At 68.2% G+C, this 23702-nt stretch carries 24 protein-coding genes; 11 read left to right on the top strand and 13 right to left on the bottom strand.

The annotated features are described in order from the left end of the window. The first annotated feature begins 223 nt into the window (after nucleotides 1–223). Complete coding sequence (locus ACZLZQ_RS03680; protein ID WP_472932003.1) at nucleotides 224–844, top strand: 2,3-bisphosphoglycerate-dependent phosphoglycerate mutase; 621 nt, start codon at nucleotides 224–226, stop codon at nucleotides 842–844. Here ACZLZQ_RS03680 and ACZLZQ_RS03685 read toward each other — a convergent pair. From ACZLZQ_RS03685 to ACZLZQ_RS03695, 3 genes are all read right to left on the bottom strand, one after another. Beyond that, on the bottom strand, nucleotides 834–1463 hold the full coding sequence (locus ACZLZQ_RS03685) for an endonuclease III domain-containing protein (protein ID WP_472948209.1): 630 nt from the start codon (nucleotides 1461–1463) through the stop codon (nucleotides 834–836). The genes ACZLZQ_RS03680 and ACZLZQ_RS03685 overlap by 11 nt on opposite strands. A gap of 77 nt (nucleotides 1464–1540) precedes the next feature. Then, nucleotides 1541–2461, bottom strand: coding sequence for a methylated-DNA--[protein]-cysteine S-methyltransferase (locus tag ACZLZQ_RS03690; RefSeq protein ID WP_472948210.1), 921 nt, complete (start codon nucleotides 2459–2461; stop codon nucleotides 1541–1543). Nucleotides 2462–2571: 110 nt separating this feature from the next. Beyond that, the gene (locus ACZLZQ_RS03695; RefSeq protein ID WP_472932000.1) at nucleotides 2572–3087 is read right to left on the bottom strand and encodes a DUF2244 domain-containing protein; all 516 of its coding nucleotides are present in this window, start codon (nucleotides 3085–3087) and stop codon (nucleotides 2572–2574) included. A gap of 25 nt (nucleotides 3088–3112) precedes the next feature. On the opposite strand from ACZLZQ_RS03695, the gene nth reads away from it, so the two are divergent. Beyond that, nucleotides 3113–3934, top strand: a complete 822-nt coding sequence (gene nth, locus ACZLZQ_RS03700) for an endonuclease III (protein WP_472948439.1) — start codon at nucleotides 3113–3115, stop codon at nucleotides 3932–3934. A 68-nt stretch (nucleotides 3935–4002) separates the two neighbouring features. On the opposite strand, the gene ACZLZQ_RS03705 is transcribed toward nth, so the two are convergent. Continuing rightward, entirely contained in the window at nucleotides 4003–4758 is a 756-nt protein-coding gene (locus ACZLZQ_RS03705; protein WP_472948211.1) for a sulfate transporter family protein, read from the bottom strand. 247 nt (nucleotides 4759–5005) lie between these two features. Here ACZLZQ_RS03705 and ACZLZQ_RS03710 point away from each other — a divergent pair, with 247 nt between their 5' ends. The 3 genes from ACZLZQ_RS03710 (at nucleotide 5006) to ACZLZQ_RS03720 (ending at nucleotide 8848) form a co-directional block, all read left to right on the top strand. After that, nucleotides 5006–6019 carry an adenosine kinase gene (locus ACZLZQ_RS03710; protein WP_472948212.1) on the top strand — a complete coding sequence of 338 codons (1014 nt, stop codon included), beginning with the start codon at nucleotides 5006–5008 and terminating at the stop codon, nucleotides 6017–6019. Between the two features lie 87 nt (nucleotides 6020–6106). Beyond that, complete coding sequence (locus ACZLZQ_RS03715; protein WP_472948213.1) at nucleotides 6107–7249, top strand: PQQ-dependent sugar dehydrogenase; 1143 nt, start codon at nucleotides 6107–6109, stop codon at nucleotides 7247–7249. A gap of 222 nt (nucleotides 7250–7471) precedes the next feature. Further along, complete coding sequence (locus tag ACZLZQ_RS03720; RefSeq protein ID WP_472948214.1) at nucleotides 7472–8848, top strand: HD-GYP domain-containing protein; 1377 nt, start codon at nucleotides 7472–7474, stop codon at nucleotides 8846–8848. A gap of 125 nt (nucleotides 8849–8973) precedes the next feature. Here the strand turns inward: ACZLZQ_RS03720 and ACZLZQ_RS03725 are convergent, their stop codons facing one another. The 7 genes from ACZLZQ_RS03725 to rph all read right to left on the bottom strand — a co-directional run bounded on the left by ACZLZQ_RS03725 (nucleotide 8974) and on the right by rph (nucleotide 15713). Then, on the bottom strand, nucleotides 8974–10506 hold the full coding sequence (locus tag ACZLZQ_RS03725) for a YifB family Mg chelatase-like AAA ATPase (protein ID WP_472948215.1): 1533 nt from the start codon (nucleotides 10504–10506) through the stop codon (nucleotides 8974–8976). A 177-nt stretch (nucleotides 10507–10683) separates the two neighbouring features. Continuing rightward, the gene (gene gshB / locus ACZLZQ_RS03730) at nucleotides 10684–11637 is read right to left on the bottom strand and encodes a glutathione synthase (RefSeq protein WP_472948216.1); all 954 of its coding nucleotides are present in this window, start codon (nucleotides 11635–11637) and stop codon (nucleotides 10684–10686) included. A gap of 128 nt (nucleotides 11638–11765) precedes the next feature. Beyond that, nucleotides 11766–12191: a YraN family protein gene (locus tag ACZLZQ_RS03735; protein WP_472948217.1), complete on the bottom strand. Its 426-nt coding sequence runs from the start codon at nucleotides 12189–12191 to the stop codon at nucleotides 11766–11768. Next, a complete protein-coding gene (gene rsmI, locus ACZLZQ_RS03740) occupies nucleotides 12188–13096 on the bottom strand; it encodes a 16S rRNA (cytidine(1402)-2'-O)-methyltransferase (protein ID WP_472948218.1) in 909 nt (302 codons plus the stop codon). The genes ACZLZQ_RS03735 and rsmI overlap by 4 nt, the downstream gene beginning before the upstream one ends. 9 nt (nucleotides 13097–13105) lie before the next feature. Then, a complete protein-coding gene (gene hemW / locus ACZLZQ_RS03745) occupies nucleotides 13106–14299 on the bottom strand; it encodes a radical SAM family heme chaperone HemW (protein ID WP_472948219.1) in 1194 nt (397 codons plus the stop codon). Further along, nucleotides 14296–14973, bottom strand: a complete 678-nt coding sequence (locus tag ACZLZQ_RS03750; protein ID WP_472948440.1) for a non-canonical purine NTP pyrophosphatase — start codon at nucleotides 14971–14973, stop codon at nucleotides 14296–14298. Before ACZLZQ_RS03750 ends, hemW begins: the two co-directional genes overlap by 4 nt. A gap of 23 nt (nucleotides 14974–14996) precedes the next feature. Continuing rightward, nucleotides 14997–15713, bottom strand: coding sequence for a ribonuclease PH (gene rph, locus ACZLZQ_RS03755; RefSeq protein ID WP_472931990.1), 717 nt, complete (start codon nucleotides 15711–15713; stop codon nucleotides 14997–14999). Between the two features lie 267 nt (nucleotides 15714–15980). Between rph and hrcA the strand changes: the two genes are divergently transcribed. The 4 genes from hrcA to vapC all read left to right on the top strand — a co-directional run bounded on the left by hrcA (nucleotide 15981) and on the right by vapC (nucleotide 18507). Continuing rightward, nucleotides 15981–17081, top strand: a complete 1101-nt coding sequence (hrcA, locus tag ACZLZQ_RS03760; RefSeq protein ID WP_472948220.1) for a heat-inducible transcriptional repressor HrcA — start codon at nucleotides 15981–15983, stop codon at nucleotides 17079–17081. A 106-nt stretch (nucleotides 17082–17187) separates the two neighbouring features. Then, nucleotides 17188–17841 carry a nucleotide exchange factor GrpE gene (gene grpE / locus ACZLZQ_RS03765; protein ID WP_472948221.1) on the top strand — a complete coding sequence of 218 codons (654 nt, stop codon included), beginning with the start codon at nucleotides 17188–17190 and terminating at the stop codon, nucleotides 17839–17841. A gap of 70 nt (nucleotides 17842–17911) precedes the next feature. After that, the gene (locus tag ACZLZQ_RS03770) at nucleotides 17912–18181 is read left to right on the top strand and encodes a type II toxin-antitoxin system VapB family antitoxin (protein ID WP_472948222.1); all 270 of its coding nucleotides are present in this window, start codon (nucleotides 17912–17914) and stop codon (nucleotides 18179–18181) included. Further along, nucleotides 18145–18507, top strand: a complete 363-nt coding sequence (gene vapC, locus ACZLZQ_RS03775; RefSeq protein ID WP_472948441.1) for a type II toxin-antitoxin system VapC family toxin — start codon at nucleotides 18145–18147, stop codon at nucleotides 18505–18507. Before ACZLZQ_RS03770 ends, vapC begins: the two co-directional genes overlap by 37 nt. A gap of 9 nt (nucleotides 18508–18516) precedes the next feature. On the opposite strand, the gene folD is transcribed toward vapC, so the two are convergent. After that, complete coding sequence (gene folD / locus ACZLZQ_RS03780) at nucleotides 18517–19422, bottom strand: bifunctional methylenetetrahydrofolate dehydrogenase/methenyltetrahydrofolate cyclohydrolase FolD (RefSeq protein WP_472948223.1); 906 nt, start codon at nucleotides 19420–19422, stop codon at nucleotides 18517–18519. 135 nt (nucleotides 19423–19557) lie between these two features. Then, on the bottom strand, nucleotides 19558–20538 hold the full coding sequence (locus ACZLZQ_RS03785) for a tripartite tricarboxylate transporter substrate binding protein (RefSeq protein WP_472948224.1): 981 nt from the start codon (nucleotides 20536–20538) through the stop codon (nucleotides 19558–19560). A 369-nt stretch (nucleotides 20539–20907) separates the two neighbouring features. Here ACZLZQ_RS03785 and ACZLZQ_RS03790 point away from each other — a divergent pair, with 369 nt between their 5' ends. Together ACZLZQ_RS03790 and ACZLZQ_RS03795 are read left to right on the top strand one after the other, a co-directional pair. Next, nucleotides 20908–22794: a methyl-accepting chemotaxis protein gene (locus ACZLZQ_RS03790; RefSeq protein WP_472948225.1), complete on the top strand. Its 1887-nt coding sequence runs from the start codon at nucleotides 20908–20910 to the stop codon at nucleotides 22792–22794. A gap of 128 nt (nucleotides 22795–22922) precedes the next feature. Next, nucleotides 22923–23702 (top strand): 3-hydroxybutyrate dehydrogenase, encoded by a 780-nt coding sequence (locus ACZLZQ_RS03795; protein ID WP_472948226.1) that lies wholly within the window; start codon nucleotides 22923–22925, stop codon nucleotides 23700–23702.

The raw sequence follows: 23702 nt of genomic DNA on the forward strand, positions 1-23702 counted from the left end.
CATCCGGCGACCCATTGCCGCCATTGCATCCGGAGCCGGCTATCCTGCCTGTCGTCAAGCCCACCTGAACCTTGCGGTGCACGACCGCCGGGCCATCGCGACTCTTCCCAAGCGACGCGGCTTGCGGCAAAACCACCTGAGGGCCGCGATTCAAGGTCCGACCCGTCACTCGCTTCTGCCGAGAGCGACGGGCCCACGTCGATCCGGCTGGCTGGAGTGAAGCATGACCCGCACCCTCGTCCTCGTCCGTCACGGTCAGAGCGAATGGAATCTTCAGAACCTCTTCACCGGCTGGAAAGACCCCGACCTCACTGACAAGGGCGTCGAGGAGGCCCGCACCGCGGGACGCCGCCTGCGCAAATACGGACTGCATGTCGGCACCGCCTTTACCAGCGAGCTGTTCCGCGCCCAGCGCACCCTCAGCCTGCTGCTCGAGGAACTCGGCCAGCCGCACATCCCGACCATCCGCGACATCGCCCTTAACGAGCGTGACTATGGCGAGCTCTCCGGCCTCAACAAGGACGATGCCCGCGCCAAGTGGGGCGAGGACCAGGTGCACATCTGGCGCCGCTCCTACGACATCGCCCCGCCCGGCGGCGAGAGCCTGAAGGATACCGGCGCCCGCGTCTGGCCCTATTACATCCACCACATCCTGCCGAAGGTGCTGTCGGGCGACAACGTCATCATCGCCGCACACGGCAACTCTTTGCGGGCGCTGGTGATGGCGCTGGAGGGCATGAGCCCCGCCGACATCGTTTCCGAGGAAATCGCCACCGGCATCCCGATCGTCTACCGGCTCAACGCGGACTCGACCGTCGCCGAAAAGGCCGTCCTCAGCGCCTGATCGGCTCAACCGGTTCGCCACCGTCCCGGACGGCGGCGTACCAACGGCAGAGATCGGTGAGGAAGCAGGTCTCGCAGAGGGGCCGGCGTGCCTGGCAGACCGCCTTGCCGAACTGGATCAGCCAGAAATGGCCGTCCGCGCGGGCAAAGTCCGGAGCATCCCGGTCCAGCTGCCGCGCGGTCTCGTCGGCGGTCTTCGCCGCCGTCAGGCCGATGCGGTTGGCGACGCGGAAGACATGCGTGTCGACGGCGATGACGTCCTGCCCGAAACTGAAGCTCAAGACGATGTCGGCACATTTGCGCCCGACGCCCGGCAGCGCCATCAACCCTTCGCGGGTATCCGGCACGATGCGCCCGTGCTCGGCGATCAAGGTCCGGCAAAGCGCCAGAATGTTCTTCGTCTTCATGTTGTAGAGGCCGCAAGGCTTGATCGCCGCAGCGATCTCGCGCTCTGAAAGCTCGAGCACCGCCTCCGGCGTCCGTGCCAGCGCGAACAGCTGGTCGACGGCCAGTGCGGTGTTGGCATCGCGGCTCTGGGCCGAGAGAATGCAGGAGACCACGGAGCGGAACGGATCCGGCTGGTCCTTCGGCCCCTTGGCCGTCGGCGTGCGCCCGGGCATCTCGGCTCTGAGGCGCCGGAAGGCCTCGGCAGCGTCCTCCGCATCCAGGCGTCCTGGTGCCCCGCCGTGCGCGGCCGTCATGCCCGCGACAGCAGCCCGGCCTCCCAGCCGAGCATCGCGCGCTTGCGGGCGATGCCCCAGTGATAGCCGGTGAGCGCGCCGGACTTGCCGACGACGCGGTGGCACGGCACCACGAAGGAGATCGGGTTTCGCCCGACCGCCGCCCCCACCGCGCGGGCCGCCTTCGGCATGCCGACGGCTTCGGCGACCGTCGAATAGGTCGTCGCCCGGCCGACCGGCACCGTCAGCAGCGCCTGCCAAACCCGAATCTCGAAATCCGTCCCGATGAGGACGATGCGCAGCGGCGTCGCCTCCTGCCATTCCGCCGGCCGAAAACTGCGGGCGGCGATCCCCGCGATTTTCGCATCGTCGCGGGTGAAGCCGGCCATCGGCCAGCGCCGCACCATGTCCTGAAAGGCCAGGGCGTCGCCCGCCTCGCCGCCCTCGGAAAAGCCGATGCCGGCGAGCCCCTTGTCGGTCGCGACCACCACGGCGCGGCCGAATGGCGAGGCCGCAAAGCCGTAGACGAAGTCGATGCCCGCGCCCCGCGCCTTGTACAGGCCGGGCGACATCGCCTCGTGCTTGACGAAGAGATCGTGCAACCGCGACGGCCCGGACAGGCCGACGTCGAAGGCGGCATCGAACAGCGAGGCGCCCTCGCCCAGCAGGCGCCGCGCATGGTCGATCGTCACCGCCTGCAGGAAGGCTTTCGGCGACAGGCCGGCCCAGCGCTGGAACAGCGCCTGCAGCGCCTCGGGCGGCAAATCGACGGCCTCCGCGATCTCGGCAAGCGAGGGCTGGCCGCGGTATTCGGTGGAGATGAACTCGATCGCCTGGCGGACGACGTCATAGTCGGAGCCCGACGACGGCGGGGCGACGGCATCGTCGAGCGGCGGGCGGCGCGCCGGAAGCGGCGTCGTGGCGAATAGCTGGGACATGGAAAAGCTCCTCTCGTCGCCGCGACAACAGCATCTGCACCCGAGGATCGCCACCCGATTTTCGGAAGCGCTGGTCAGTTGCTCGGCGCCTATCAAGCGCTCGGCGCTTATCAAGCGCTGCGCGCCTTCTGCAACGCGCGCCCGAAAGCGGTGGCGAAGCTTTCGCGGTCGTCGGGGTTGAGGAATCCTCCGATCTCCGTCGAGCGGCCTTGCCCACTGACGGCCATGCGGGTGATGCCGATCTCGTCGTGGCGCGCGACCTGGAACCGCGCCCAGAACGGATTGAAATGGGCCTCCTGCACCACCCCGCGCGGCGAGACCTTGCGCACCAGAAGATCGGTGCGCGAGACGCGGACTTCCTCGCGCGCCTTGGCCGAGCGGTAGCTGGCCTTGAAGGCCAGCCAGACGAGCGCGACGTCGAGGCCGAAGAAGCCGACCACCGGCCAGGCGCCCTCGATGAGGAAGCCAAGGCTCGTGCCGATGCTGACGACGCCGAGAAACGCCATCAAGATCGTGAAGCCGCGCTTGCCGAGGGAGCGGTAGGGGACCAGCAATGCGCTGAAGATCGGCGCGTCGGCGCTGGTCTCGCTTGCGGTCGCGTCGTCCGGGGATGCGTTGTCAGCCATGGGTCATGCTCGCTATATCCGGACCATGCCAGAAAAACCGCCTCTCGCCAAACCGCCCCGGCCGCCCCGCGCCAGCGACATCTCGTCTCGCCCCGCTGCAGTGAAGACCGCACAGAAGCGGGCGCCCCGACTGCCCTATGCGAAGGCGGAGATTGCCGAGATGTTCCGCCGGTTCGAGATCCAGCGGCCTGAGCCAAAGCCCGAACTCGAATACCGCAACGCCTTCACCTTGCTCGTCGCCGTCGTGCTCTCGGCCCAGGCGACCGATGTCGGGGTCAACAAGGCGACCCGCGCTTTGTTCGATGCCGCCGACAATCCTGCCGCCATGCTGGCGCTCGGCGAGGAGAGGGTGCGCACCTTCATCCAGTCGATCGGCCTCTACAAGACCAAGGCGAAGAACGTCATCGGCCTCTGCCGCCGGCTGGTCGAGGAGCATGGCGGCGAGGTCCCGGTCGACCGCGCGGCGCTGGAGGCGCTCCCGGGCGTCGGCCGGAAGACCGCAAACGTCGTCCTCAACACCGCCTTCGGCGAGCACACGCTGGCGGTCGACACGCACATCTTCCGGCTGGGCAACCGGCTGCGCCTCGCGCCGGGCAAGACGGTGGAAGAGGTCGAGCAGAATTTTCTGCGGATCATCCCGCCGCAGTACCTTCGCCATGCGCACCACTGGCTGATCCTGCACGGGCGCTACGTCTGCAAGGCGCGCAAGCCCGAATGCGCAATCTGCGTCATCGCCGATCTCTGCAAGGCGGCGGAGAAGACCTCGGAGGTGCCGGCGCTGCTGGTGCCGATCCCGCCACTCCTTCCCGCGCCGCCGGAACATCTTGCGTCCAACATTACGCGCTGACGGCGCGTGCGCTTCCAGAATCTGGAGCGCGCTTTCTGAACGGGCCGGGTTCCCCGCTGCCGGATGCTTCAATGGCCAAGCCGAGCAGCATCGGCGACGCCCGAGGTGACGCGCGCGGGAACCCCGCCCTCCCGCGCGGAGACCCGCTGGTGGAGATGGACCATCATCGCGGCGGCAAAGAGCGGCGTCAGGAGATTGAGGAAAGGCACCGCCATGAAGCCGGCGATCAGCAGGCCCGCCGCGAACACCGTGCCGGCATAGCGACCCCGCAACGCTTTCGCCTCGCCTTCGCCGCGGTAGCGCAAGGCCGCGAATTCGAAGTATTCCCGCCCGAGAAGATAGCCGTTCACCACGAAGAAGGCCGCAAGGTTCACGCCCGGAATAAGCAGCAGGAACAGGGCGAGGAGATTGCCAAGGATTACCACGCCGAAGAACTTCGTCGACATCACGAGGCCGGGCAGGAAGGCCATGGCCGTGCCGGGGGCGACCGCGGGATAGTCGTCGCGCTCCACCACTTCGGCGACGTCGTCGAGGAAGAGCGAGGCGATTAGCGCGGAGATCGGCCCGATCAGGAAGGCGAGGAGCACGGCAAGCATCAGCCCGGCAACCCAGCCCGCCGCCGTCGACATCTCGTCGATCCAGGCCGGCATGTCCGGCATCACCCGCGCCAGCATCGGCAGGATCGCCGACTGGAACAGCGCCTCGATGCCGAACCAGAGAGCGATCAGCACCACGACGGACAGGCCGAGCGACTTCCAGAGCGCGGCGCGGAACGGCGCGGAGAACAGGGCGCCGAGCGCTGCCATGGCCGAAGCGAAGATCATCTGACACTCCAGGAAGGTCCGGCGGGAACCGGTCCGCCTTGAGATAGGCGGAGCCGACTGTGGCGGCAATGCCGCGTCCCTCGCCCGGCCCCGGCCGCAGCACCTGGCGACCGGCCCTACCTGCGCGACGATCGGGCAGCCGGCCTCGCAACGGCTTGGCAACCAAGCCGGCACCGCCATGTGCCGACGTCTCGCCTTGCCGTCCCATTCCCGCTAAGGCATGCGGCAACGAGATGAGGATCGTACCATGACCGAATACGACGTGCTGACGATCGGCAATGCCATCGTCGACATCATCGCCCAGAGTGACGACGCGTTTCTCGTCTCGCACGCCGTGCAGAAAGGCGGCATGACGCTGATCGACGCCGCGCGGGCGGAGGCGCTCTACGGCGCGATGGGCCCGGCGGTGGAAACCTCCGGCGGCTCGGCGGCAAACACGGTGGCTGGTGTCGTCAGCCTCGGCGGCACCGGCGCCTACATCGGCAAGGTCTCGCGCGACGCGCTCGGCACCATCTTCACCCACGACATCCGCGCCCAGAAGGTGCGCTACGACACCGCGCCGCTCTCCGGCGAGCCCCCGACCGCGCGCTCGATGATCCTCGTCACGCCGGATGGCGAGCGTTCGATGTCGACCTTCCTCGGCGCCTGCGTCGAGCTCGGCCCCGACGACATCGACGAGGCACTCGTCGCCGCGGCCAAGGTGACGTATTTCGAGGGCTATCTCTGGGATCCGCCGCTGGCCAAGGAAGCGATCCGCAAGGCGGCCGCGATCGCCCACGCCAATGGCCGCGAGGTGGCGATGACGCTGTCGGATGCCTTCTGCGTCCACCGCTACCGCGCCGAGTTTCTCGATCTGATGCGCTCGGGCACGGTCGATATCGTCTTTGCCAATGAAAGCGAGGCGCTGGCGCTTTACGAAACCGACGACTTCGCCCTGGCCTTGCAGCGGATCGGCGAAGATTCCAAGCGCTTGGCCGCGGTTACCCGCAGCGAGAAGGGCTGCGTGATCGTCGAGGGCGGCAAGACGACGGAGGTCGCGGCAGCGCCGCTGGCGCGGCTGCTCGACACCACCGGTGCCGGCGACCTCTTCGCCGCTGGCTTCCTGCGCGGCTACACCGCCGGACTGCAGCACCAGCAGAGCGCGATCCTCGGGACGATCGCCGCCAGCCACATCATCGAGCAGATCGGCCCCCGCCCGCAGCAGCAGTTGCAGCGCCTGCCGGCGGCCCGCGCGATCCTCGACACCATCGCCGCGGCATAAAGCCGGGATCACGATAGCGCCAGAACGCTTGGCATCGGTCGAGGCCGGACAGAGGTAGGAAGGACCAGCCCCTTTCAGGAGACCTCGATGACCCGGTTCCTTCTCCTCGCTTTCGGTGCCACCGCGCTGTCCGCTGTACCGGCCGTTGCCGTCGACCGTTCCGTCGACAGCGAGGCAGGGGCCCTGCGGGTGACCACGCTGGCTGAGGGCCTGAAGTCGCCCTGGGGCATGGAGTTTCTGCCCGGTGGCACGCTTCTCGTGACCGAGAAGGGCGGCACGCTGCGTCTTGTCTCCACAGAGGGAACCGTCAGCGAGCCGATCGACGGCTTGCCGGAGATCGATGCGGGCGGCCAAGGCGGGCTTCTCGATGTCGCGCTCGACCCGGATTTTTCCGAGAACCGCCTGGTCTATCTCAGCTATTCCGAAGCGGGCGATGGCGGCAACTCGACGGCGGCCGGCCGTGGCGCGCTGTCTGCAGACGGCAGCAAGATCGAGAACTTCCAGAAGATCTTCACCCAGCTGCCGAAATATGAGGGCAGCAAGCATTTTGGCTCGCGCATCGTCTTCGGTCCCGAGGGCCATCTCTTTCTCGGCCTCGGCGAACGTTCCGACACGCCGATCCGCGAGGGGGCACAGAGGCTCGACAACCATCTCGGCAAGGTCGTGCGGATCAACCGCGACGGCACGGTGCCGAAAGACAACCCGTTCGTCGGCACCAAGGGCGCCTTGCCCGAAATCTGGTCCTACGGGCAACGCAACATCCAGGGCGGCGCCCGCCACCCCGAGACCGGGGCCATCTGGTTTTCCGAGCACGGCCCCAAGGGCGGCGACGAGGTGAACGTCGTGGAGCCGGGCCGGAACTACGGCTGGCCGGTCGTCTCCTACGGCGTCAACTATAACGGCACGCCCGTCGGCTCCGGCCAGGCGACCGGCGAAGGCCTCACCCCGCCCATCCACCAGTGGACGCCGGTGATCGGCGCGTCCGGCATGGAGTTCTACACCGCCGACACGATCCCTACGTGGAAAGGCAGCGCCTTCTTCGGCGGCCTCGCGAGCACCGATCTCGTCCGCCTCGGTCTCGACGGCACGAGGGTGACGGGCGAAGAGCGCCTTTTGAAGGAACTCGGCCTTCGCATTCGCGATGTGAAGCAAGGTCCGGACGGCGCGCTCTACGTATTGGCCGAGGACAGCGGCGAAATCCTGCGCATTGCGCCGGAGACCGCTGGCTAGCCGGGCGGCGGACCATGGCCTGGGATGTCGGCGGGAGGGTGACCCACCATCTCCGCGTCGGCGCCAAGCCATAGGCGACGCCGATGTTCTCGCCGGCCGATCGATAAAAAGCTTAGTATTCGTAAGGCTTTCACCATTATGGCAAGACGGCGGCAGCGCGATACGCTGCCTTAATCCTCGGAGGGCAGAAAGGGCAGGATCGCCCTTAAGGACTCCGGACTCATGCCCTCCCCGATCGATGCCGCCGTCGCGGATCTCAGCCCGTCCGACCTCCTCTGTGCCCTCAGCCACGCGCTCGACCTGACGGAGGGTCAGCCGGTCGGCCACTGCGTTCGCGCGACGTGGATCGGCATGAATGTCGGCCGCGAGATGGGGTTGTCGGAGGCCGAGCTCTGGGAGCTCTACTACGCCGTCATGCTGAAGGACCTCGGCTGCTCGTCGAACGCGGCGCGCATCTGCGAACTCTATCTCGCCGACGATATAGGCTTCAAACGCGACTTCAAGACGGTCAGCGACAGCCTGCCAAAGGTCCTTGGCTTCGTCTTTTCGCATACGGGCCCGAATGCCGGTCTGACAGAAAGGCTCCGGACCATCCTGAGGATCATGAAGGGGGGCGGCGAGATCGCCAACCGCCTGATCGAGACCCGCTGCCAGCGCGGTGCCGAGATCGCGGCGCAGCTGCGCTTTCCCGACGCCGTGTGCCGGGCGATCCACTCGCTCGACGAACACTGGAACGGCGCGGGCCGTCCCGATCATCTGGCCGGCGATGCAATCCCGGTCTATGCGCGTATCGCCCTCCTCGCCCAGGTCGTCGACGTCTTCCACCGTTCCGACAGCCGCGCGGCGGCGATCGCCGAGGTCACGGCCCGCACCGGGACCTGGTTCGATCCCGCGGTGGCCGCCGCCTTTGCCCGGGTCTCCCTTTCGGAGGACTTCTGGGCCATGCTGGACGCGCCCGACGTCGATGCAGCGGTTCGCCGGCTGGAACCGCGCCGGGCGGTGATCGTCGTCGACGAGGATTATCTCGACGACATCGCCCGCGCTTTCGCGCAGGTGATCGACGCCAAAAGCCCCTTCACGTCGGGGCATTCCGAGCGCGTCGCCGTCTATGCCGACATGATTGCCACCGAGATCGGGAAGCCTGCCGGCGAGCGGCGCTGGCTGAAGCGTGCGGCGCTTCTGCACGATATCGGCAAGCTCGGCGTCTCCAACGCGATCCTCGACAAGAAGGGCCCGCTCGACGAAGCCGAGTGGCGGTCGATGCGCGACCATGCCGCCATGTCCGAGAACATCCTGCAGCGGGTTCCCGCCTTCGCCGCCATGGCGCGGATCGGCGGCGCTCATCACGAGCGACTCGACGGCAAGGGTTATCCCCGCGGCCTCGCCGGCGCCGAGATCGATTTCGAGACCCGGATCGTCAGCGTCGCCGACGTCTTCGATGCCCTGACGGCCCATCGCCCCTACCGCGCGGCGATGACAATCGACGCCGCGCTCTCGCTGATGCGGCGCGACGTCGGCATCGCCTTCGATCCGGCCTGCTTTGCTTCGCTCGAACGCGCTCTCGCCGGCATCGAGAACGATCTGGCCCGCGCCGCCTGAACTGCGGGCAATCGCTGCCGCGCTCGTGGAAGCACTTCTGGCGATCCATGCGGTAAGGGCTGCCGCGCGGCCGTTCTTGATACATGCGACGTCGCTCCGGGCGCATAGGCGGGATGCACCGCCCCTCACGCTGCCGCCCTCAGCCGTTCGCCGGCGACGCGGTAGGAGATCGCCTCGGCCAGATGCACGCGGCGCACGGTGTCGTCGCCATCGAGATCGGCGAGCGTCCGGGCGACTTTCAGAATGCGGTGATAGGCGCGGGCCGAGAACTTCATCTGCTCGGCCGCATCAAGCAACAGGCGGGCACCCGGCTCGTCCGGCGCGGCGACGGTTTCGATGAGCGCGGCCGAACAGGTGGCGTTCACCGTGGCGGCGGCCATTCCCAGCCCCTCGTACCGCTCCCTCTGGATCAGGCGGGCCGCTTCGACGCGCGCCTTCACGGTCGCCGACGTTTCCGCCGGCACCGGGCGGATCAGATCGAAGGCGGTGACCGCCGGCACGTCGACGCGCAGGTCGATCCGGTCGAGCAGCGGTCCGGAGAGGCGCGCTTGGTAATCCGCCGCGCAGCGCGGGCCGCGGGCGCAGGAATGCCCTGGCTCCCCCGCCATGCCGCAGCGGCACGGGTTCATCGCCGCGACCAGCTGGAAATGGGCGGGATAGGTGACGCGATGATTGGCCCGGGCGATGACGCTCTCGCCACCCTCGAGCGGCTGGCGCAGCGAATCCAGCACCACCGGCGAGAACTCCGGCAACTCGTCGAGGAAGAGCACGCCACGGTGCGCCAGCGACACCTCGCCCGGCCGCGCCCGCAGCCCGCCGCCGACCATCGCGGCCATCGAGGCGGAATGATGCGGCGCGCGGAACGGCCGACGGTCCGACAGCTTGCCGCCGGCAAGCTCGCCGGCGATCGAGGCGATCATCGAGACTTCCAAGAGTTCCCGCGGCGTCAGCGCCGGCAGGATCGACGGCAGGCGCTGCGCCAGCATCGACTTGCCAGAGCCCGGCGGCCCGATCATCAGGAGGTTGTGGCCGCCAGCGGCGGCGATCTCCAGCGCCCGCTTGGCGACGATCTGGCCCTTGATCTCAGAGAGGTCGGCGAGATTTTCGGGCGCGGCGCGGATTGCCGGCATCGGCCGCGACAGAACCTGGGTGCCCCGGAAATGATTGGCGAGCTGGATCAGGCTGCGCGGGGCGATGATCGGCATGTCGGCGCTGGCCCAGGCCGCCTCCGAGCCGCAGGCCGCCGGGCAGATCAGCCCGAGGCCGAGGGCGTTCGCGCCCATCGCCGCCGGCAGCACGCCGGCGACCGAGGCGATCATGCCGTCGAGCGAGAGCTCGCCCAGCACCATGAACTCCGCCAGCGCATCGGAGGGGATCGCGCCGAGCGCCGCCATCAGCCCGAGCGCGATCGGCAGATCGTAGTGCGAGCCCTCCTTGGGAAGGTCCGCCGGCGCAAGATTGACGGTGACCTTTTTCGGCGGCATCGAGAGGCCCGAAGCGTGCAGCGCCGCCTGCACCCGCTCGCGGCTCTCGGCCACCGCCTTGTCCGCGAGCCCGACGATCTGGATGCCGACCTTGCCGGGCGCGATCATCACCTGCACGTCGATCGGGATGGCGTCGACGCCCTGGAATGCCACCGTCCTGACCCGAGAGACCATGCCGCGCCCCACCCGAAAGGCGCGCAGCGGGGTTGCACCCCGCTGCGATCACCACAACCGGACGCTAGCCGAGATCCCATATTGCGACAAGAACAGGCAGGGAACAAAGACGGTGGGCAGCCACCGAGATCCCGCGGCTCCTCAGGGGTACGCCAGTCGCCCTCCCTGATCCTGCACTCAGCTCCGGGTGGCGGAAACCTTGGTCTCGATCGCGTCCCAGAGGAGGCTGGCGATATCCGCGCCGCCAAAAGCCTTCACCTCCCGGATGCCGGTCGGCGAGGTGACGTTGATCTCGGTGAGGTAGTCGCCGATCACGTCGATGCCGACGAAAAGGAGGCCCCGCTCTTTCAGCGCTGGCCCGATCCGGGCGCAAATCTCGCGCTCGCGCTCCGTCAACTCCGTCGCCTCGGCCCGGCCGCCGACATGCATGTTGGAACGGGCATCGCTCTCGGACGGCACGCGGTTGATCGCGCCAGCGAACTCGCCGTCGACGAGGATGATGCGCTTGTCGCCCTTGCGCACGTCCTGGAGGTAGCGCTGGACGATGAACGGCTCGCGGAAGAGGAGGCCAAAGGTTTCGAGGAAGGAGGTGAGGTTGCGGTCTTCCTTGGTGATGTGGAAGACGCCGGCGCCGCCATTGCCGTAGAGCGGCTTCATGATGATCTCGCCGAACTCGGCGCGGAAGGCGGCGACCTCCAGCGGATCCTTGGTGATCAGCGTGTCCGGCATCAGGTCCGGGAACTCGGTGACGAAGATCTTCTCCGGCGCATTGCGCACCGAGGCGGGGTCGTTGACCACCAGCGTCTTCGGGTGCACCCGCTCGAGGATATGCGTCGAGGTGATGTAGGACATGTCGAAGGGCGGGTCCTGGCGCAGCAGCACCACGTCGGTGTCGGCCAAGTCGATGCGCTCGATCGGCCCGAGGGTGAAGTGGTTGCCCTCCTCCTCGCGCAGTTCCATCCGCTCGGCCCGCGCCGTCGCCCGGCCGTCGCGCATCGACAGGCGCTCGGGCGTGTAATGGTAGAGGCTATGGCCGCGCCGCTGCGCTTCCAAGGACAGCGCGAAAGTGCTGTCGCCCTTGATCGAGATCGACGAGACATGGTCCATCTGGACCGCGACGGTAAGGGCCATGGGGCACTCCTTCGGGCATGGTTCGCAGGGGAGGTAGCGGGGATGTGGCCCGCTGGCAATCGGGACGACGGTGAAGGGTGCGCATCGAGTCCTGTTGCGAGCGGCTTCCGGCAGTGTCGGGCTGACCCTCACCGCCCCCGCCAGGCGTCCTTCACGTGCACCGGCCAGCGCCGCGGCAGGACGGCGACGATGTCGAAGCGGAGGCTGAGGCGGGCGTGGTCGCGCTGGCGGGCGAGCCAGAGGTCAGCGGCGGCCTCGATGCGGCGCTGGGCGGCCGGGCCGACCGAGTCCATCGCGGCGTTCAGCGTCGCGCGCGCCTTCACTTCGACGATGGCGACGAGGTCGCCGCGGCGGGCGATGAGGTCGATCTCGCCGAGCGGCGTGCGGTGGCGGACGGCGAGGATGCGATAGCCTTTCAGGCGAAGCGCCCAGGCCGCCAGCCATTCGCCGCGATGGCCCTTGCGGAACCGCTGCCGCCGCTCGCCCTCGCCGGACGACGCAGGCGCCGGCGACGGGCGGGCGGGCCGCGATCCGGCGGGCGGGGCGGGCTTCATCCCGGCGTCTTCAGCTGCAAGGCGCGGGCGTAGAGGTCGCGGCGGGAGAAGCCGGTGAGACGGGCCGCCTCCTGCGCGGCCTTGGCCGGCTTCATCTCCGCCATCAGCCCGGTGAGGATGGTGTCGGCGTCGGCCTCGCTCGCGGCCGCCTCCGCGGCCGGCGGGGCGATGCAGACGACGATCTCGCCGCGCACCCGCTCCATATCAGCGAAATCGGCGGCGAGCTGCGACAGCGGCCCGCGGTAGATCGTCTCGAAGGTCTTCGTCAGCTCGCGGCAGACCGCCGCCTGGCGCTCCGCGCCGAAGACCATGGCCATGTCGGCGAGGCTGTCGGCGATGCGGTGCGGCGCCTCGAAGAGCACGATCGTGCCGGGAATGCGCGTCAGCTCCTCCAGCCGCGCCCGGCGCGCGCCTTGCTTCTGCGGCGGGAAGCCGGCGAAGAAGAAGGCGTCGGACGGCAAGCCCGAGGCGAGCAGCGCCGACAGCACGGCCGAGGCGCCGGGGATCGGGATCACCGGAATGCCGGCCTCGATCGCCTGGCCGACCAGCCGGAAGCCGGGATCGGAGACCAGCGGCGTGCCGGCATCGGAGACCAGAGCCACACTCAGCCCGGCCTGGAGGTCGGCGAGCAAGGCCGCGCCGGACTCCTCGGCATTGTGCTCGTGGTAGGCGAACATCCGCCGCTTGATGCCGTAGCGGGACAAGAGCGTCGCCGTGACGCGCGTGTCCTCGCAGGCCAGCCGGTCGGCGCCGGCGATGATATCGAGCGCCCGCAGCGTGATATCGCCGAGATTGCCGATCGGCGTCGCCACGAGATAGAGGCCGGGCTCGGGCTTTCGGCCGGCGAAAGCCTGGTCGCGGATGCGGAAACCGGCCTCCGCCGTCTCTTCGGGGTCAATGCTCATCGCTGCAGCCTAGCAGAGATCGGCGACGACGGCGTCGAGCACGAGCATGCCGGCCGGCGTCGCGCGCAGCCGGTCGGGGCCCAGCCGCTCGACCATGCCGTGGGCGCGCAGGTCCGCCTCGCTGACCGGGTCGATGTCGCGGCCGGTGAGCCGACGCCAGCGTTTCAGGTCGATGCCCTCGGTAAGGCGCAGGCCCATCAGCAGGAGCTCGTCCGCCTCCTCGCTGGGCGTCAGGAGGTCATCGGTGACGACGCCCGAATCCCAGTCCTCGACCATCTTCAGCCAGGTCTCGGGGTGCCGCTCGGTCGCCACCGCGTGGCGCCCGCCCTCGCCCATCAGCCGTCCATGCGCACCCGGCCCGACGCCGGCATAGAGGCCGTAGCGCCAATAGGTGAGGTTGTGCCGCGATTCGGCGCCGGGCACCGCGTGGTTGGAAATCTCGTAGGCTGGCAGGCCGCGCGCGGCGGTGAGCACCTGCGTCGCCTCGTAGAGCGCCGCCGACAGCTCGCCGTCCGGCACCGGCAGCTTGCCGGCCTTGCGCAGGGCGTGGAAGGGCGTGCCTTCCTCGATGGTCAGCTGGTAGAGCGACAGATGGTCGGCGGCGAGATCGATCGCCTCGGTCAGCTCCGCCTCCCAGCCCTCGACGGTCTGGCCGGGCCGGGCATAGATCAGGTCGAAGGACAGCCGCGGAAAAATCTCGCGGGCGAGGCCGATCGCCCCCTTGGCCTGATCGACATTGTGCAGCCGGCCGAGGAACTTCAGGTCGCGGTCGTTCAGCGCCTGGACGCCGAGCGAGACGCGGTTGACGCCGGCCGCGCGGTAGCCGCGGAAACGCTCGGCCTCGACGCTGGACGGGTTGGCCTCGATGGTAATCTCGGCGTTCGCATCGACCGGCCAGGCTTTCGCGATGGCCTCGAGGATCGCGCCGACGGTCTGCGGGCGCATCAGCGAGGGGGTGCCGCCGCCGAGGAAGATCGAGGTGACACGCTCACCGGACGAGCGCTTCGCCATCTCGGCGATCTCCCGGACGAAGGCGGCGGTATAGCGTTCCTGGTCGATCGCCTGATGGCGGACATGGCTGTTGAAGTCGCAATAGGGGCATTTGGCGGCACAGAACGGCCAGTGCACGTAGACGCCGAAGCCCGGCTCCCGCGCCACCGGCGGAAACGTCCGGACGTTCCCCGTCGCCAGCCATTCGGTCATGCGGGCTCGCTTCCCGCGGCACGGCCAGGCTTCGTGCCTTCCGGAAACGCCTCGGCGACGAGCTTCTGGACCGAGCGCGCGCGGTGCGAAAGCGGGCCGGGCGCGGTCCAGATCGAGCCGTGCTTCTCCTCGGCACTCATCTCGCCGAAGGTCTTCGTGCTGCCGTCGGGCATGAAGACGGGGTCATAGCCATAGGCGATCTCGCCGCGGCGGCCGGGCCAGACGAGGGTCCCCTCGCACTCGCCGAGATATTCCTGGGTGTGACCGTCCGGCCAGGCAAGGCAGAGCAGCGAGACGAACTTCGCCCGCCGTTGCGCCGGCTCCAGCGCGCCATTCTGCTGCAGCTTCTCCTCGACGAGGCGCATCGCCATGTCCCAGTCGCGGTCGGGGCCGGACCAGTCGGCGGTGTAGACGCCCGGCGCGCCATCCAGCGCTTCGACGCAGAGGCCGGAATCATCGGCCAGCGCCACCTCGCCGGCGGCTGTCGCAGACGCCAGGGCCTTGATCCGGGCGTTCTCGACGAAGGTCGTGCCGGTCTCGTCCGGCTCGGGCAGGCCGAGTTCGCCGGCCGTCACCAGTTCGATCGAAAGGCCCCCGAGCAGGAAGTCGAGCTCGCGGATCTTGCCCTTGTTGTGGCTGGCGACGAGCAGGCGCCTGCCGTCGATCCTGCGCATCCCCGTGCTCATCGCCGCCTCCCTTACGCGATCGCCTGGCGCTGCAGCTCGACGAGCGTCGCGATGCCAGATTTCGCCAAGCCGAGGAGGCTCGCCAGCTCAGCCTCGCTGAACGGCTCCTTCTCGGCGGTGCCCTGGATCTCGACGATGCCGCCACGGCCGGTCATGACGAAGTTGGCGTCGGTGTCAGCGGCCGAGTCCTCGAGATAGTCGAGGTCGAGCACCGGCTCGCCCTTGTAGATGCCGCAGGAGATCGCCGCGATGTGGTCCTTCAGGACCTTGGAGCGCTCGACCATGCCGCGGCCCTCCATCCAGGCGAGGCAGTCGTTCAGCGCGACGAAGGCCCCGGTGATGCCGGCGGTGCGGGTGCCGCCATCGGCCTGGATGACGTCGCAGTCGATGGTGATCTGCCGCTCGCCGAGCGCGCCGAGGTCGACGATGGCGCGCATCGAGCGGCCGATCAGGCGCTGGATCTCCTGGGTGCGGCCCGACTGCTTGCCGGAGGCCGCCTCGCGCCGCATCCGATCACCGGTGGCACGCGGCAGCATGCCGTATTCGGCGGTGACCCAGCCCTTGCCGGAATTCTTCAGGAAGGGTGGCACCCGCTCCTCGAGGCTGGCGGTGCAGAGCACGTGGGTGTTGCCGAACTTGACGAGGCAGGAGCCCTCCGCATGAAGGGAAACGCCGCGTTCGAGCGAGACGGCGCGCAACTGGTCATTGGCGCGTTTGGAAGGCCGCATGGTGATATCCTGTCATGGAATGTGTCGCAGAGCGCCGCAGCGCGACTGGCGTTAACCGGCTTTTAACCGGCGAGGGGTCGGGGCGCAAAATAATTCCGGCGAACGGCCCCGCGATCCCCGACCATCGCCGCTCCGACGATGGCCCTTGCCCCAGCGTGCGACCTCGACAGGGCAGCGCCGGCTTTCGGCGAAGCTCGGGCGCACGGGGCGCTTGGCCCTTATGCGTCATGGCCTTATAGTCTGCCACCTATGCAGAGAGAACGCGTGATGAACGACTTCAGACAGCCGGCGCCGGAATTTCCCGGCATGCTCGACGAGCGCTCGCGCGACATCTTCAAGCTGCTGGTCGAATCCTATCTCGACATCGGCGAGCCGGTCGGCTCGCGCGTCCTTTCAAAGCTTCTGACCACCTCGCTGTCGCCAGCCTCGGTGCGCAACGTGATGAGCGACCTGGAAGCGCTCGGGCTGATCTATTCGCCGCACATCTCGGCCGGCCGGATGCCGACCGAGCTCGGCCTGCGCTTCTTCGTCGACGCCTTCCTCGAGGTCGGCGACCTGCCGCAGCGCGAGCGCGAGGCGATCGAGGCGAAGGTGCAGGCGACCGGCGACCTCCGGCCGATGGGAACCTTGCTGACGGAGGCGAGCCAGCTGCTCTCCGGCCTGTCGCGCGGCGCCGGGCTGGTGCTGACGGCGAAGTCCGACCTCCGGCTGAAGCACATCGAGTTCATTCGCCTGGAGGCGACGAAGGCGCTGGCGGTGCTGGTCGGCGAGAACGGCGACGTCGAGAACCGCGTCGTCGACCTGCCGTCCGGCGTCACCGCCGCGCAGATCGTCGAGGCCTCCAACTTCCTCAACGCCCACATCGTCGGCCGCACGCTCAGCGAGGCGCGCGAGCGCGTGCAGGCGCTGAAGGACGAGACCTCGACGGCGCTGGACCTCTTGAGCCAGGGCCTCGTCGAGGAGGGCCTCGCGGTCTGGTCGGGGGCGGCGATCGGCCAGCCGGCGCGGCTGATCGTGCGTGGCCGCGCCAACCTTCTCGAAAACGTCACGGCGTCCGAGGATCTCGAGCGGCTGCGCATGCTGTTCGATGATCTCGAGAGCAAGAGCGGCATCATCGAGCTCCTGGATCTCGCCGAGACCGGCAATGGCGTGCGGATCTTCATCGGCTCGGAGAACAAGCTGTTCTCGCTGTCCGGATCCTCGCTGGTCGTCGCGCCCTATAGCGACGGCGACCAGAAGGTGATCGGCGCGGTCGGCGTCATCGGCCCGACGCGGCTCAACTACCGGCGGATCGTGCCGATGGTCGACTACACCGCGCGGCTCGTTTCGCGCCTGTTGACGCAAGGCACCGTCGGCCGGCGATCTTGATTTTCACGGCCCGGCATTCGATATGCGGGCGACATCGACATTCACGCACCGGTGACCGGCGGGCTTCGGCCCGGCTCGACCGGCGCGCCGGCGGATTGAAAGAGGAATGATGAGCGACACCGACAAGCGCGACGCCGAAATCGACGAAACCATGGAGAACGAGGCCGAGGCCTCTCCGTTCGCCCGCGGGGACTATTCCGACGACGACGCCGAGGCCTTCATCGCCAGCGCGGCGGCGGAGCGGATCGCCGAACTCGAGGCCGAGTCCGCCGAGGTCAAGGACCGCATGATGCGGCTGGCCGCCGACATGGAGAACCTGCGCCGGCGGACCGAGCGCGAGGTGAAGGACGCGCGCACCTATGCCGTGACCAACTTCGCCCGCGAAATGCTGTCGGTGATGGACAATCTGCGCCGCACCGTCGCGGCCGTGCCCGCCGATGCCCGCGAAAACGGCGATGCCGGCCTTGCCGCCCTGATCGACGGCGTCGAGCTGACCGAGCGCGGCATGCTGGCAACGCTCGAGAAGTTCGGCGTCAAGAAGCTGGAGCCCGAGGGCCAGCGCTTCGACCCGAACTTCCACCAAGCGATGTTCGATGTCCCAAACACCGAGGTCAATAACAACACCGTCGTCCAGGTCGTCCAGGACGGCTACGCCATCGGCGACCGCGTCCTGCGCCCGGCCATGGTCGGCGTCTCCAAGGGCGGCCCGAAGCTGGCGGCCGAGCCGAAGCCGGCTGAGGAATCCGGCGGCGAGGGCTGATCGGGAAAACTCGATTTGCGTCTGCGCCTGTGGCATCCTCGTCGCCGGGTTACCCGGCGGGAGAGATGCCATGGGCACGCATGTCGAGATTGACGAAGCCCTGCTCCGGGAAGCGATGGCAGCCACCGGCCTGACATCCGGTCCCGCCACCGTGGCGGAAGCGCTTCGATACGTCATCGAGAATCGGAAGCTGCGCGCGGCTCTTGGCGAAATCAGCGGGATGGGCTGGGAAGGCGACTTGGACGCCATGCGTCTGGATCACGTCTCCGACCGGACGAGATCGTCGTCGACAGCTCCGTCTGGATTGACAGCCTCCGTGGTGCCTCAACACCTCAGGTAACCCAACTGCAAAGAGCTTTTAGGGCGGACGAGGTCCTAGTCGGCGATCTCGTATTGCTGGAGGTGCTGAGGGGCGCCCGGCATGACAGGGACGCACAGCGGCTGGAGCGGACGCTGCGCCAGTTCGCCATCGTCCCGATGATGAGCGAAGCCATCGCGCAGGAAGGCGCCCGGATCTACCGCACCCTCCGCGCCGACGGCATCACCATTGGCAAGACCGTCGACCTCATCATCGCCACCTTCTGCCTGATGGGCGACCATCATCTCCTGCAAAGCGACCGGGACTTCACGCCGATCGCCGAGCGTTTCGGGCTCAGGCTGGCTTGACCGGCCCGATTAGAACCGCGGCGGTTTCAGCCCCGCGTGCCGATAGGCCGAGACCGCCGTGTTCGCCATCAGCAGCGCGATCGTCATCGGGCCGACGCCGCCGGGCACCGGCGTGACCGCGGCGGCAACGGCTGCGACCTCTTCATAGGCCACGTCGCCGACGAGCCGCGTCTTGCCCTCGCCCTTCTCCGGCGCGTCGATGCGGTTGATGCCGACGTCGATGACCACGGCACCCGGCTTCACCCAGTCGCCGCGGATCATTTCCGCCCGGCCGACCGCCGCCACCAGGATGTCGGCGGTGCGGCACACCGCCGGCAGGTCCGCCGTGCGCGAATGCGCTATCGTCACCGTCGCGTTGGCGGAGAGCAGCAGCTGCGCCATCGGCTTGCCGACGATGTTGGAGCGGCCGACGACCACCGCGGTCTTGCCCGACAGGTCGTCGCCGAGAATCTTCCGGATCAGCAGCATCGAGCCGGCCGGGGTGCACGGCACGAAGGCCTCGTCCACCGCGCCGGTGCCGAGCCGGCCGACATTGAGGAGGTTGAAGCCGTCGACGTCTTTGTCGGCGGAGATCGCGTGGATCACCCGGTTGGCGTCGATCTGCTGGGGCAGTGGCAGCTGCACCAGGATGCCGTGGACCGAGATGTCGGCATTGAGGTCGTGGATGAGGTCGAGCAGCGCGGCCTGCGACGCGTCGGCGCCGAGCACGTGTTTGACCGACTTGAAGCCGCACTCTTCGGCCATCCGCGCCTTGGAGGCGACGTAGACCTGGCTCGCCGGGTCCTCGCCGACGATCACGACCGCGAGCCCCGGCACAATGCCCGCTTGCTCCCGCAAGGCCGCGCTCGCCGCCTTCACCGCGCCGATGATGTCGGCCGCCGCCGCCTTGCCGTCGATCTTGATCGCGTCGCTCATCTCATCTCCCGCACATCCGAGCTGGCCTCTTGCCCCTCCGTCGCATTGACCGGACGGAGGGGTGGTCAGGCATCTGCCCGAGCCGCGCGACGCTTATACGAAATTGTCGGCGGGGATGGCGAGAGGCGAAAGCCGTCAGGCAGCGAGGCCGAGTTCCTTGAGGAGCGAAGAGACGCGCGTCTGTTCCGCGGCGAGGAAGGTCGCGAACTCGGCTGACGGCATATAAAGGTTCTGCCAGCCGCGGTTCTCGCAGATCTTGTTCCACTCGTCGCTCTTGGCCATCGCGCCGAGGGCCTCGTCCATTGCCGCGAGGTCTTCGTCGGTCAGCTTCGCGGTGCCGACAAGGCCGCGCCAGTTGACCAGCTCGGTGTCGACGCCTTGCTCGCGGAAGGTCGGCACGTCGATGCCCTTCAGCCGCTCCGGCGAGGAGATGCCGAGCGCCCTGAGCTTGCCGGTGGTGATCATGTCGGCGAACTCGTTGTAGCCGCCGGTCGCGACCGTCACCTGGTTCGACAGCACCATTGGCAGCATTTCCGAGCCGGCGCCGACGACGATGTAATTCATCTCCTTGACGTCGCCGCCGGTCGCCTTGACCACTTGCCCGGCGAGAAGATGGTCGGGGCTGCCGAGGCCGAAGCCGGCCCAGGAGACGGCGCCCGGCTCCGCCTTGTAGGCCTTCACCAGATCGTCGAGCGACTTGATCGGCGATTCAGCGGCGACCACCAGCGGCTGGTATTCGCCTTGCAGGCGGGCGACGGGCTTTGCCTGCGCCAGCGAGACCGGCGACTTGTTGATGATCACAGCGCCGACCATGCCGAGGCCCGCGGTGAGGAGCGTCGAGCGCTTGCCGCCGCCGATCAGCTGGGCGAGGCCGATCGTGCCGCCGGCGCCGGGAACGTTCATCACCTCGACATTGCCGACCAGTTTCTCGTTCTGCAGCAGCATCTGGGCCGTGCGCGCCAGGGTGTCGTAGCCGCCGCCGGTGCTGGCTGCCGCGATGATCGTCAGCTCTTCGAGCACGGTGGCCCGAGCGGCGGACGGACGCAGCAGCGGCAGCGCAGCGCCGCCCGCGAGGGCGGCGAGCGCCATGGAAAAGTCGCGCCGGTTGATGGTCATGGTGTGTTCCTCCCGAACATGATGACGCCTGCCATTCTCCCGACGGCAAACGAAAGGGGAAGCTACTGCCCGCTGGCTGTCGAAAACCTGTCGCGGCAGTTGCACGGCCTCGCCGACCTTCCCTCGCACGAGAAAATCGACCGCGCCTCGCAGCACGTCGAACGTCACCGACGCGCCGCGGAGACCCAAAGCCCATTTGGTTGCATAGTCAGCAAAATTTCCCTCCAAGGTACGGGCTTCTTAAGCTTCGGACGGCATACGATAGGTTGCTAAGCTTCTGAGACGGTCGTTTGCCGCCCAGCCTTTCTCTCGGAGATCTCCCCTCGCTCGGCCGGACCCCGGACCGATCGCACAAAGACAGGTGCCCCCATGTTTCGCACGTTTTCCCTGCACGCCAAGGTCTGGATGATGGTGATGGCGAGCCTCGCCGTGCTGACGGTGTCGTTCGGTATCGCCAACGAGATCGTCCTGCGCGAGGACGGAATCCTCCGCGCGGCCGAAAGGCAGGAGAGCAACATGCGCGTTGCCTGGGAAGTGCTGGACAGGCTCGGCCCGATGCGGCGCGATGGCGATGCCCTCTACGCCGGCAGCCAGCAGCTGAACGGCTTCTTCGAACCGGTCGACCGCATTAAGGACCTCGTCGGCGGCACGGCGACGATCTTCATGGGTGACATGCGCATTGCCACCAACGTCAAGAAACCGGACGGCAGCCGTGCGGTCGGGACGAAACTCGCCGCCGGCCCGGCCTATACCGAGGTCTTTGCCGGCAAGCCCTACCGCGGCGAGGCCGATATTCTCGGCACCCCCTTCTTCACCGCCTACGACCCGATCAAGGACGCCGCCGGCAAGACGATCGGCGTCCTCTATGTCGGCGTGCCCAAGACCGACTTCTTCGCCTCGATCAACAGCCTGCAGGTCCGCCTCGGTATCCTTTCGATCGTGGCGGCTGCGGTCTTCGGGCTCATCGTCCTCTGGATCTCCAAGCGGATGTTCGCCCCGCTCCGCGATCTCACGCAAACCATCGCCGAAGTCGCCGACGGCAAGACCGACAGGACGGTGGTCGGCACCGACCGGCAGGACGAGATCGGCCGGATGGCCGGCTCGGTCGAGCATCTGCGCCATGCGATGATCGAGCAGAAGCGCCTGAAATCCGAGTCCGCCGAGGCGGCAGCGGAGAGGGAGGCTGGCCGCCGCCGGCAGGCCGAGGCCAGCGCGAACACCGCCAAGGCGCAGGCTTTCTTCGCCACCGAGGTGGAAGCGGGCTTCGAGCGGTTCGCCAATGGCGATCTGACGGTGCGGCTCGAGCAGCCGTTCGCAAGCGAGTACGAGGGCGTGCGCGGGCTGTTCAATCAGAGCGTCGCGCGGCTCGAGGAGGCCATGGCGCAGGTCGTTCGCTCGACCAGCGCGCTTCGGACCGGCCTCAGCGAAATCGCGGTCGCGTCCGGGGACCTTGCCCAGCGCACCGAACAGCAGGCCGCGAGCCTCGAGGAAACCGTCGCGGCGCTCGGCGAGGTGACCTCCGCTGTGGCGAGGACCGCCGACGGCGCCGCTAACGCCCAGCGCGCGGCGGTCGCGGCCCAGACCAATGCCGAGCGCGGCGGCGAGATCGTCGGCCGGGCGGTGACCGCCATGGCGGCGATCGAGCAGTCCTCGGACAAGATCGGCAAGATCATCGGCGTCATCGACGAGATCGCCTTCCAGACCAACCTCTTGGCGTTGAACGCCGGCGTCGAGGCGGCGCGGGCGGGCGAGGCTGGTCGCGGTTTTGCCGTCGTCGCCCAGGAAGTGCGTGGGCTCGCCCAGCGCTCGGCCGAGGCCGCCAAGGAGATCAAGGCGCTGATCTCGACCTCGTCGGCACAGGTCGGCGAGGGCGTTGAGCTCGTCACGGCGTCCGGCAAGTCGCTGGAGGAGATCGTCACGCAGGTCGCCGACATGAGCGCCATCGTCGGCAAGATCGCCAGCAGCGCCCGCGAACAGGCGACGAGCCTCAAGGGCGTATCGGCCGCCGCCGATCAGATGGACAAGGTCACCCAACAGAACGCCGCGATGGTGGAGGAGACCACGGCGGCAGCGCAGACCCTGTCGACCGAGACCGCGGAACTGGCCGGGCTCGTCGGCCGCTTCCGCACCGCGGACGAGCCGGCGCCGCACGCCGCCAGCCGCCCTGCCGCGGGCCGCGCGGTGGTGCAGATGCGCAGCACCGGGCGCGGCGGCGCGGCGATGAAGCCGGAGACCGACGGCTGGTCGGAGTTCTGAGCGCCGCTCCTTGAACCATCAGCACACTGCAACAGGCCGGCTCAAATGCCGGCCTGTTGCGTTTCAGCGCCCCGCTGCGGAATAGTCGGCACCGATTGCCGCCGCGTCGGCCAATGGGAGCACCGCCCGTGAAACTTCAGAACAACGTCGCCGTCATCACCGGCGCGGGCTCCGGCATCGGCCGCGAGATCGCGCTGGCCTTCGTGCGCGAGGGCGCGAGGATCGCCGTCTGCGACATCGACTTACCCGCCGCCGAGGCGAGCGTCGCTGAGATCGAGGCCGCGGGCGGCGAAGCGCTGGCGATCGAGATGGACGTCTCGGACGAGGCCGCGGTCGAGGCCGGCGTCGCAACGGCCGCCGCGCGCTTCGGGCGGATCGACACCATGATCGCCAATGCCGGCATCCAGATCGTCCACCCGGTCGAGGATTTTCCCTATGCCGACTTCCAGAAGGTGGTGAACGTCCACCTCGGCGGCGGCTTCCTCCTGACCAAGGCCTGCATCAAGGTGATGTACCCGCAGAAGTCGGGCGCTCTGATCTACATGGGCTCGGCGCACAGCCACGAGGCATCGCCCCTGAAGAGCGCCTATGTCGCCGCCAAGCATGGGTTGCTGGGGCTCGGCCGGGTGATGGCCAAGGAAGGCGCGCCGCACGGCGTGCGGTCCAACGTGATCTGCCCCGGTTTCGTCAAGACCCCGCTGGTCGCCCGTCAGATCCCCGAACAGGCGGAACGGCTCGGCATTTCGGTGGAAGAGGTCGTCAACCGCGTGATGCTCGGCAATACCGTCGACCAGGAGTTCACGACCATCGAGGACGTCGCCGACGTCGCCGTATTCCTGGCAGGCTTTCGCTCGAATGCGTTGACCGGCCAGTCGATCACCGTCAGTCATGGCTGGCACATGTCCTGA

The organism is Mesocryomonas lacus (genome assembly GCF_055730105.2).

What these genes read in the sequence shown, in the direction of transcription:
- hemW (WP_472948219.1), bottom strand. Translation starts at nt 14,299, where the DNA reads ATGACCGAATGGCTGGCGACGGGGAACGTCCGGACGTTTCCGCCGGTG.
- ACZLZQ_RS03695 (WP_472932000.1), bottom strand. Translation starts at nt 3,087, where the DNA reads ATGGCTGACAACGCATCCCCGGACGACGCGACCGCAAGCGAGACCAGC.
- ACZLZQ_RS03750 (WP_472948440.1), bottom strand. Translation starts at nt 14,973, where the DNA reads ATGCGCAGGATCGACGGCAGGCGCCTGCTCGTCGCCAGCCACAACAAG.
- ACZLZQ_RS03790 (WP_472948225.1), top strand. Translation starts at nt 20,908, where the DNA reads ATGTTTCGCACGTTTTCCCTGCACGCCAAGGTCTGGATGATGGTGATG.
- ACZLZQ_RS03725 (WP_472948215.1), bottom strand. Translation starts at nt 10,506, where the DNA reads ATGGTCTCTCGGGTCAGGACGGTGGCATTCCAGGGCGTCGACGCCATC.
- ACZLZQ_RS03735 (WP_472948217.1), bottom strand. Translation starts at nt 12,191, where the DNA reads ATGAAGCCCGCCCCGCCCGCCGGATCGCGGCCCGCCCGCCCGTCGCCG.
- gshB (WP_472948216.1), bottom strand. Translation starts at nt 11,637, where the DNA reads ATGGCCCTTACCGTCGCGGTCCAGATGGACCATGTCTCGTCGATCTCG.
- grpE (WP_472948221.1), top strand. Translation starts at nt 17,188, where the DNA reads ATGATGAGCGACACCGACAAGCGCGACGCCGAAATCGACGAAACCATG.
- ACZLZQ_RS03770 (WP_472948222.1), top strand. Translation starts at nt 17,912, where the DNA reads ATGGGCACGCATGTCGAGATTGACGAAGCCCTGCTCCGGGAAGCGATG.
- rph (WP_472931990.1), bottom strand. Translation starts at nt 15,713, where the DNA reads ATGCGGCCTTCCAAACGCGCCAATGACCAGTTGCGCGCCGTCTCGCTC.
- ACZLZQ_RS03690 (WP_472948210.1), bottom strand. Translation starts at nt 2,461, where the DNA reads ATGTCCCAGCTATTCGCCACGACGCCGCTTCCGGCGCGCCGCCCGCCG.
- ACZLZQ_RS03680 (WP_472932003.1), top strand. Translation starts at nt 224, where the DNA reads ATGACCCGCACCCTCGTCCTCGTCCGTCACGGTCAGAGCGAATGGAAT.
- nth (WP_472948439.1), top strand. Translation starts at nt 3,113, where the DNA reads ATGCCAGAAAAACCGCCTCTCGCCAAACCGCCCCGGCCGCCCCGCGCC.
- hrcA (WP_472948220.1), top strand. Translation starts at nt 15,981, where the DNA reads ATGAACGACTTCAGACAGCCGGCGCCGGAATTTCCCGGCATGCTCGAC.
- ACZLZQ_RS03715 (WP_472948213.1), top strand. Translation starts at nt 6,107, where the DNA reads ATGACCCGGTTCCTTCTCCTCGCTTTCGGTGCCACCGCGCTGTCCGCT.
- ACZLZQ_RS03785 (WP_472948224.1), bottom strand. Translation starts at nt 20,538, where the DNA reads ATGACCATCAACCGGCGCGACTTTTCCATGGCGCTCGCCGCCCTCGCG.
- ACZLZQ_RS03720 (WP_472948214.1), top strand. Translation starts at nt 7,472, where the DNA reads ATGCCCTCCCCGATCGATGCCGCCGTCGCGGATCTCAGCCCGTCCGAC.
- ACZLZQ_RS03685 (WP_472948209.1), bottom strand. Translation starts at nt 1,463, where the DNA reads ATGCCCGGGCGCACGCCGACGGCCAAGGGGCCGAAGGACCAGCCGGAT.
- ACZLZQ_RS03705 (WP_472948211.1), bottom strand. Translation starts at nt 4,758, where the DNA reads ATGATCTTCGCTTCGGCCATGGCAGCGCTCGGCGCCCTGTTCTCCGCG.
- folD (WP_472948223.1), bottom strand. Translation starts at nt 19,422, where the DNA reads ATGAGCGACGCGATCAAGATCGACGGCAAGGCGGCGGCGGCCGACATC.
- rsmI (WP_472948218.1), bottom strand. Translation starts at nt 13,096, where the DNA reads ATGAGCATTGACCCCGAAGAGACGGCGGAGGCCGGTTTCCGCATCCGC.
- ACZLZQ_RS03710 (WP_472948212.1), top strand. Translation starts at nt 5,006, where the DNA reads ATGACCGAATACGACGTGCTGACGATCGGCAATGCCATCGTCGACATC.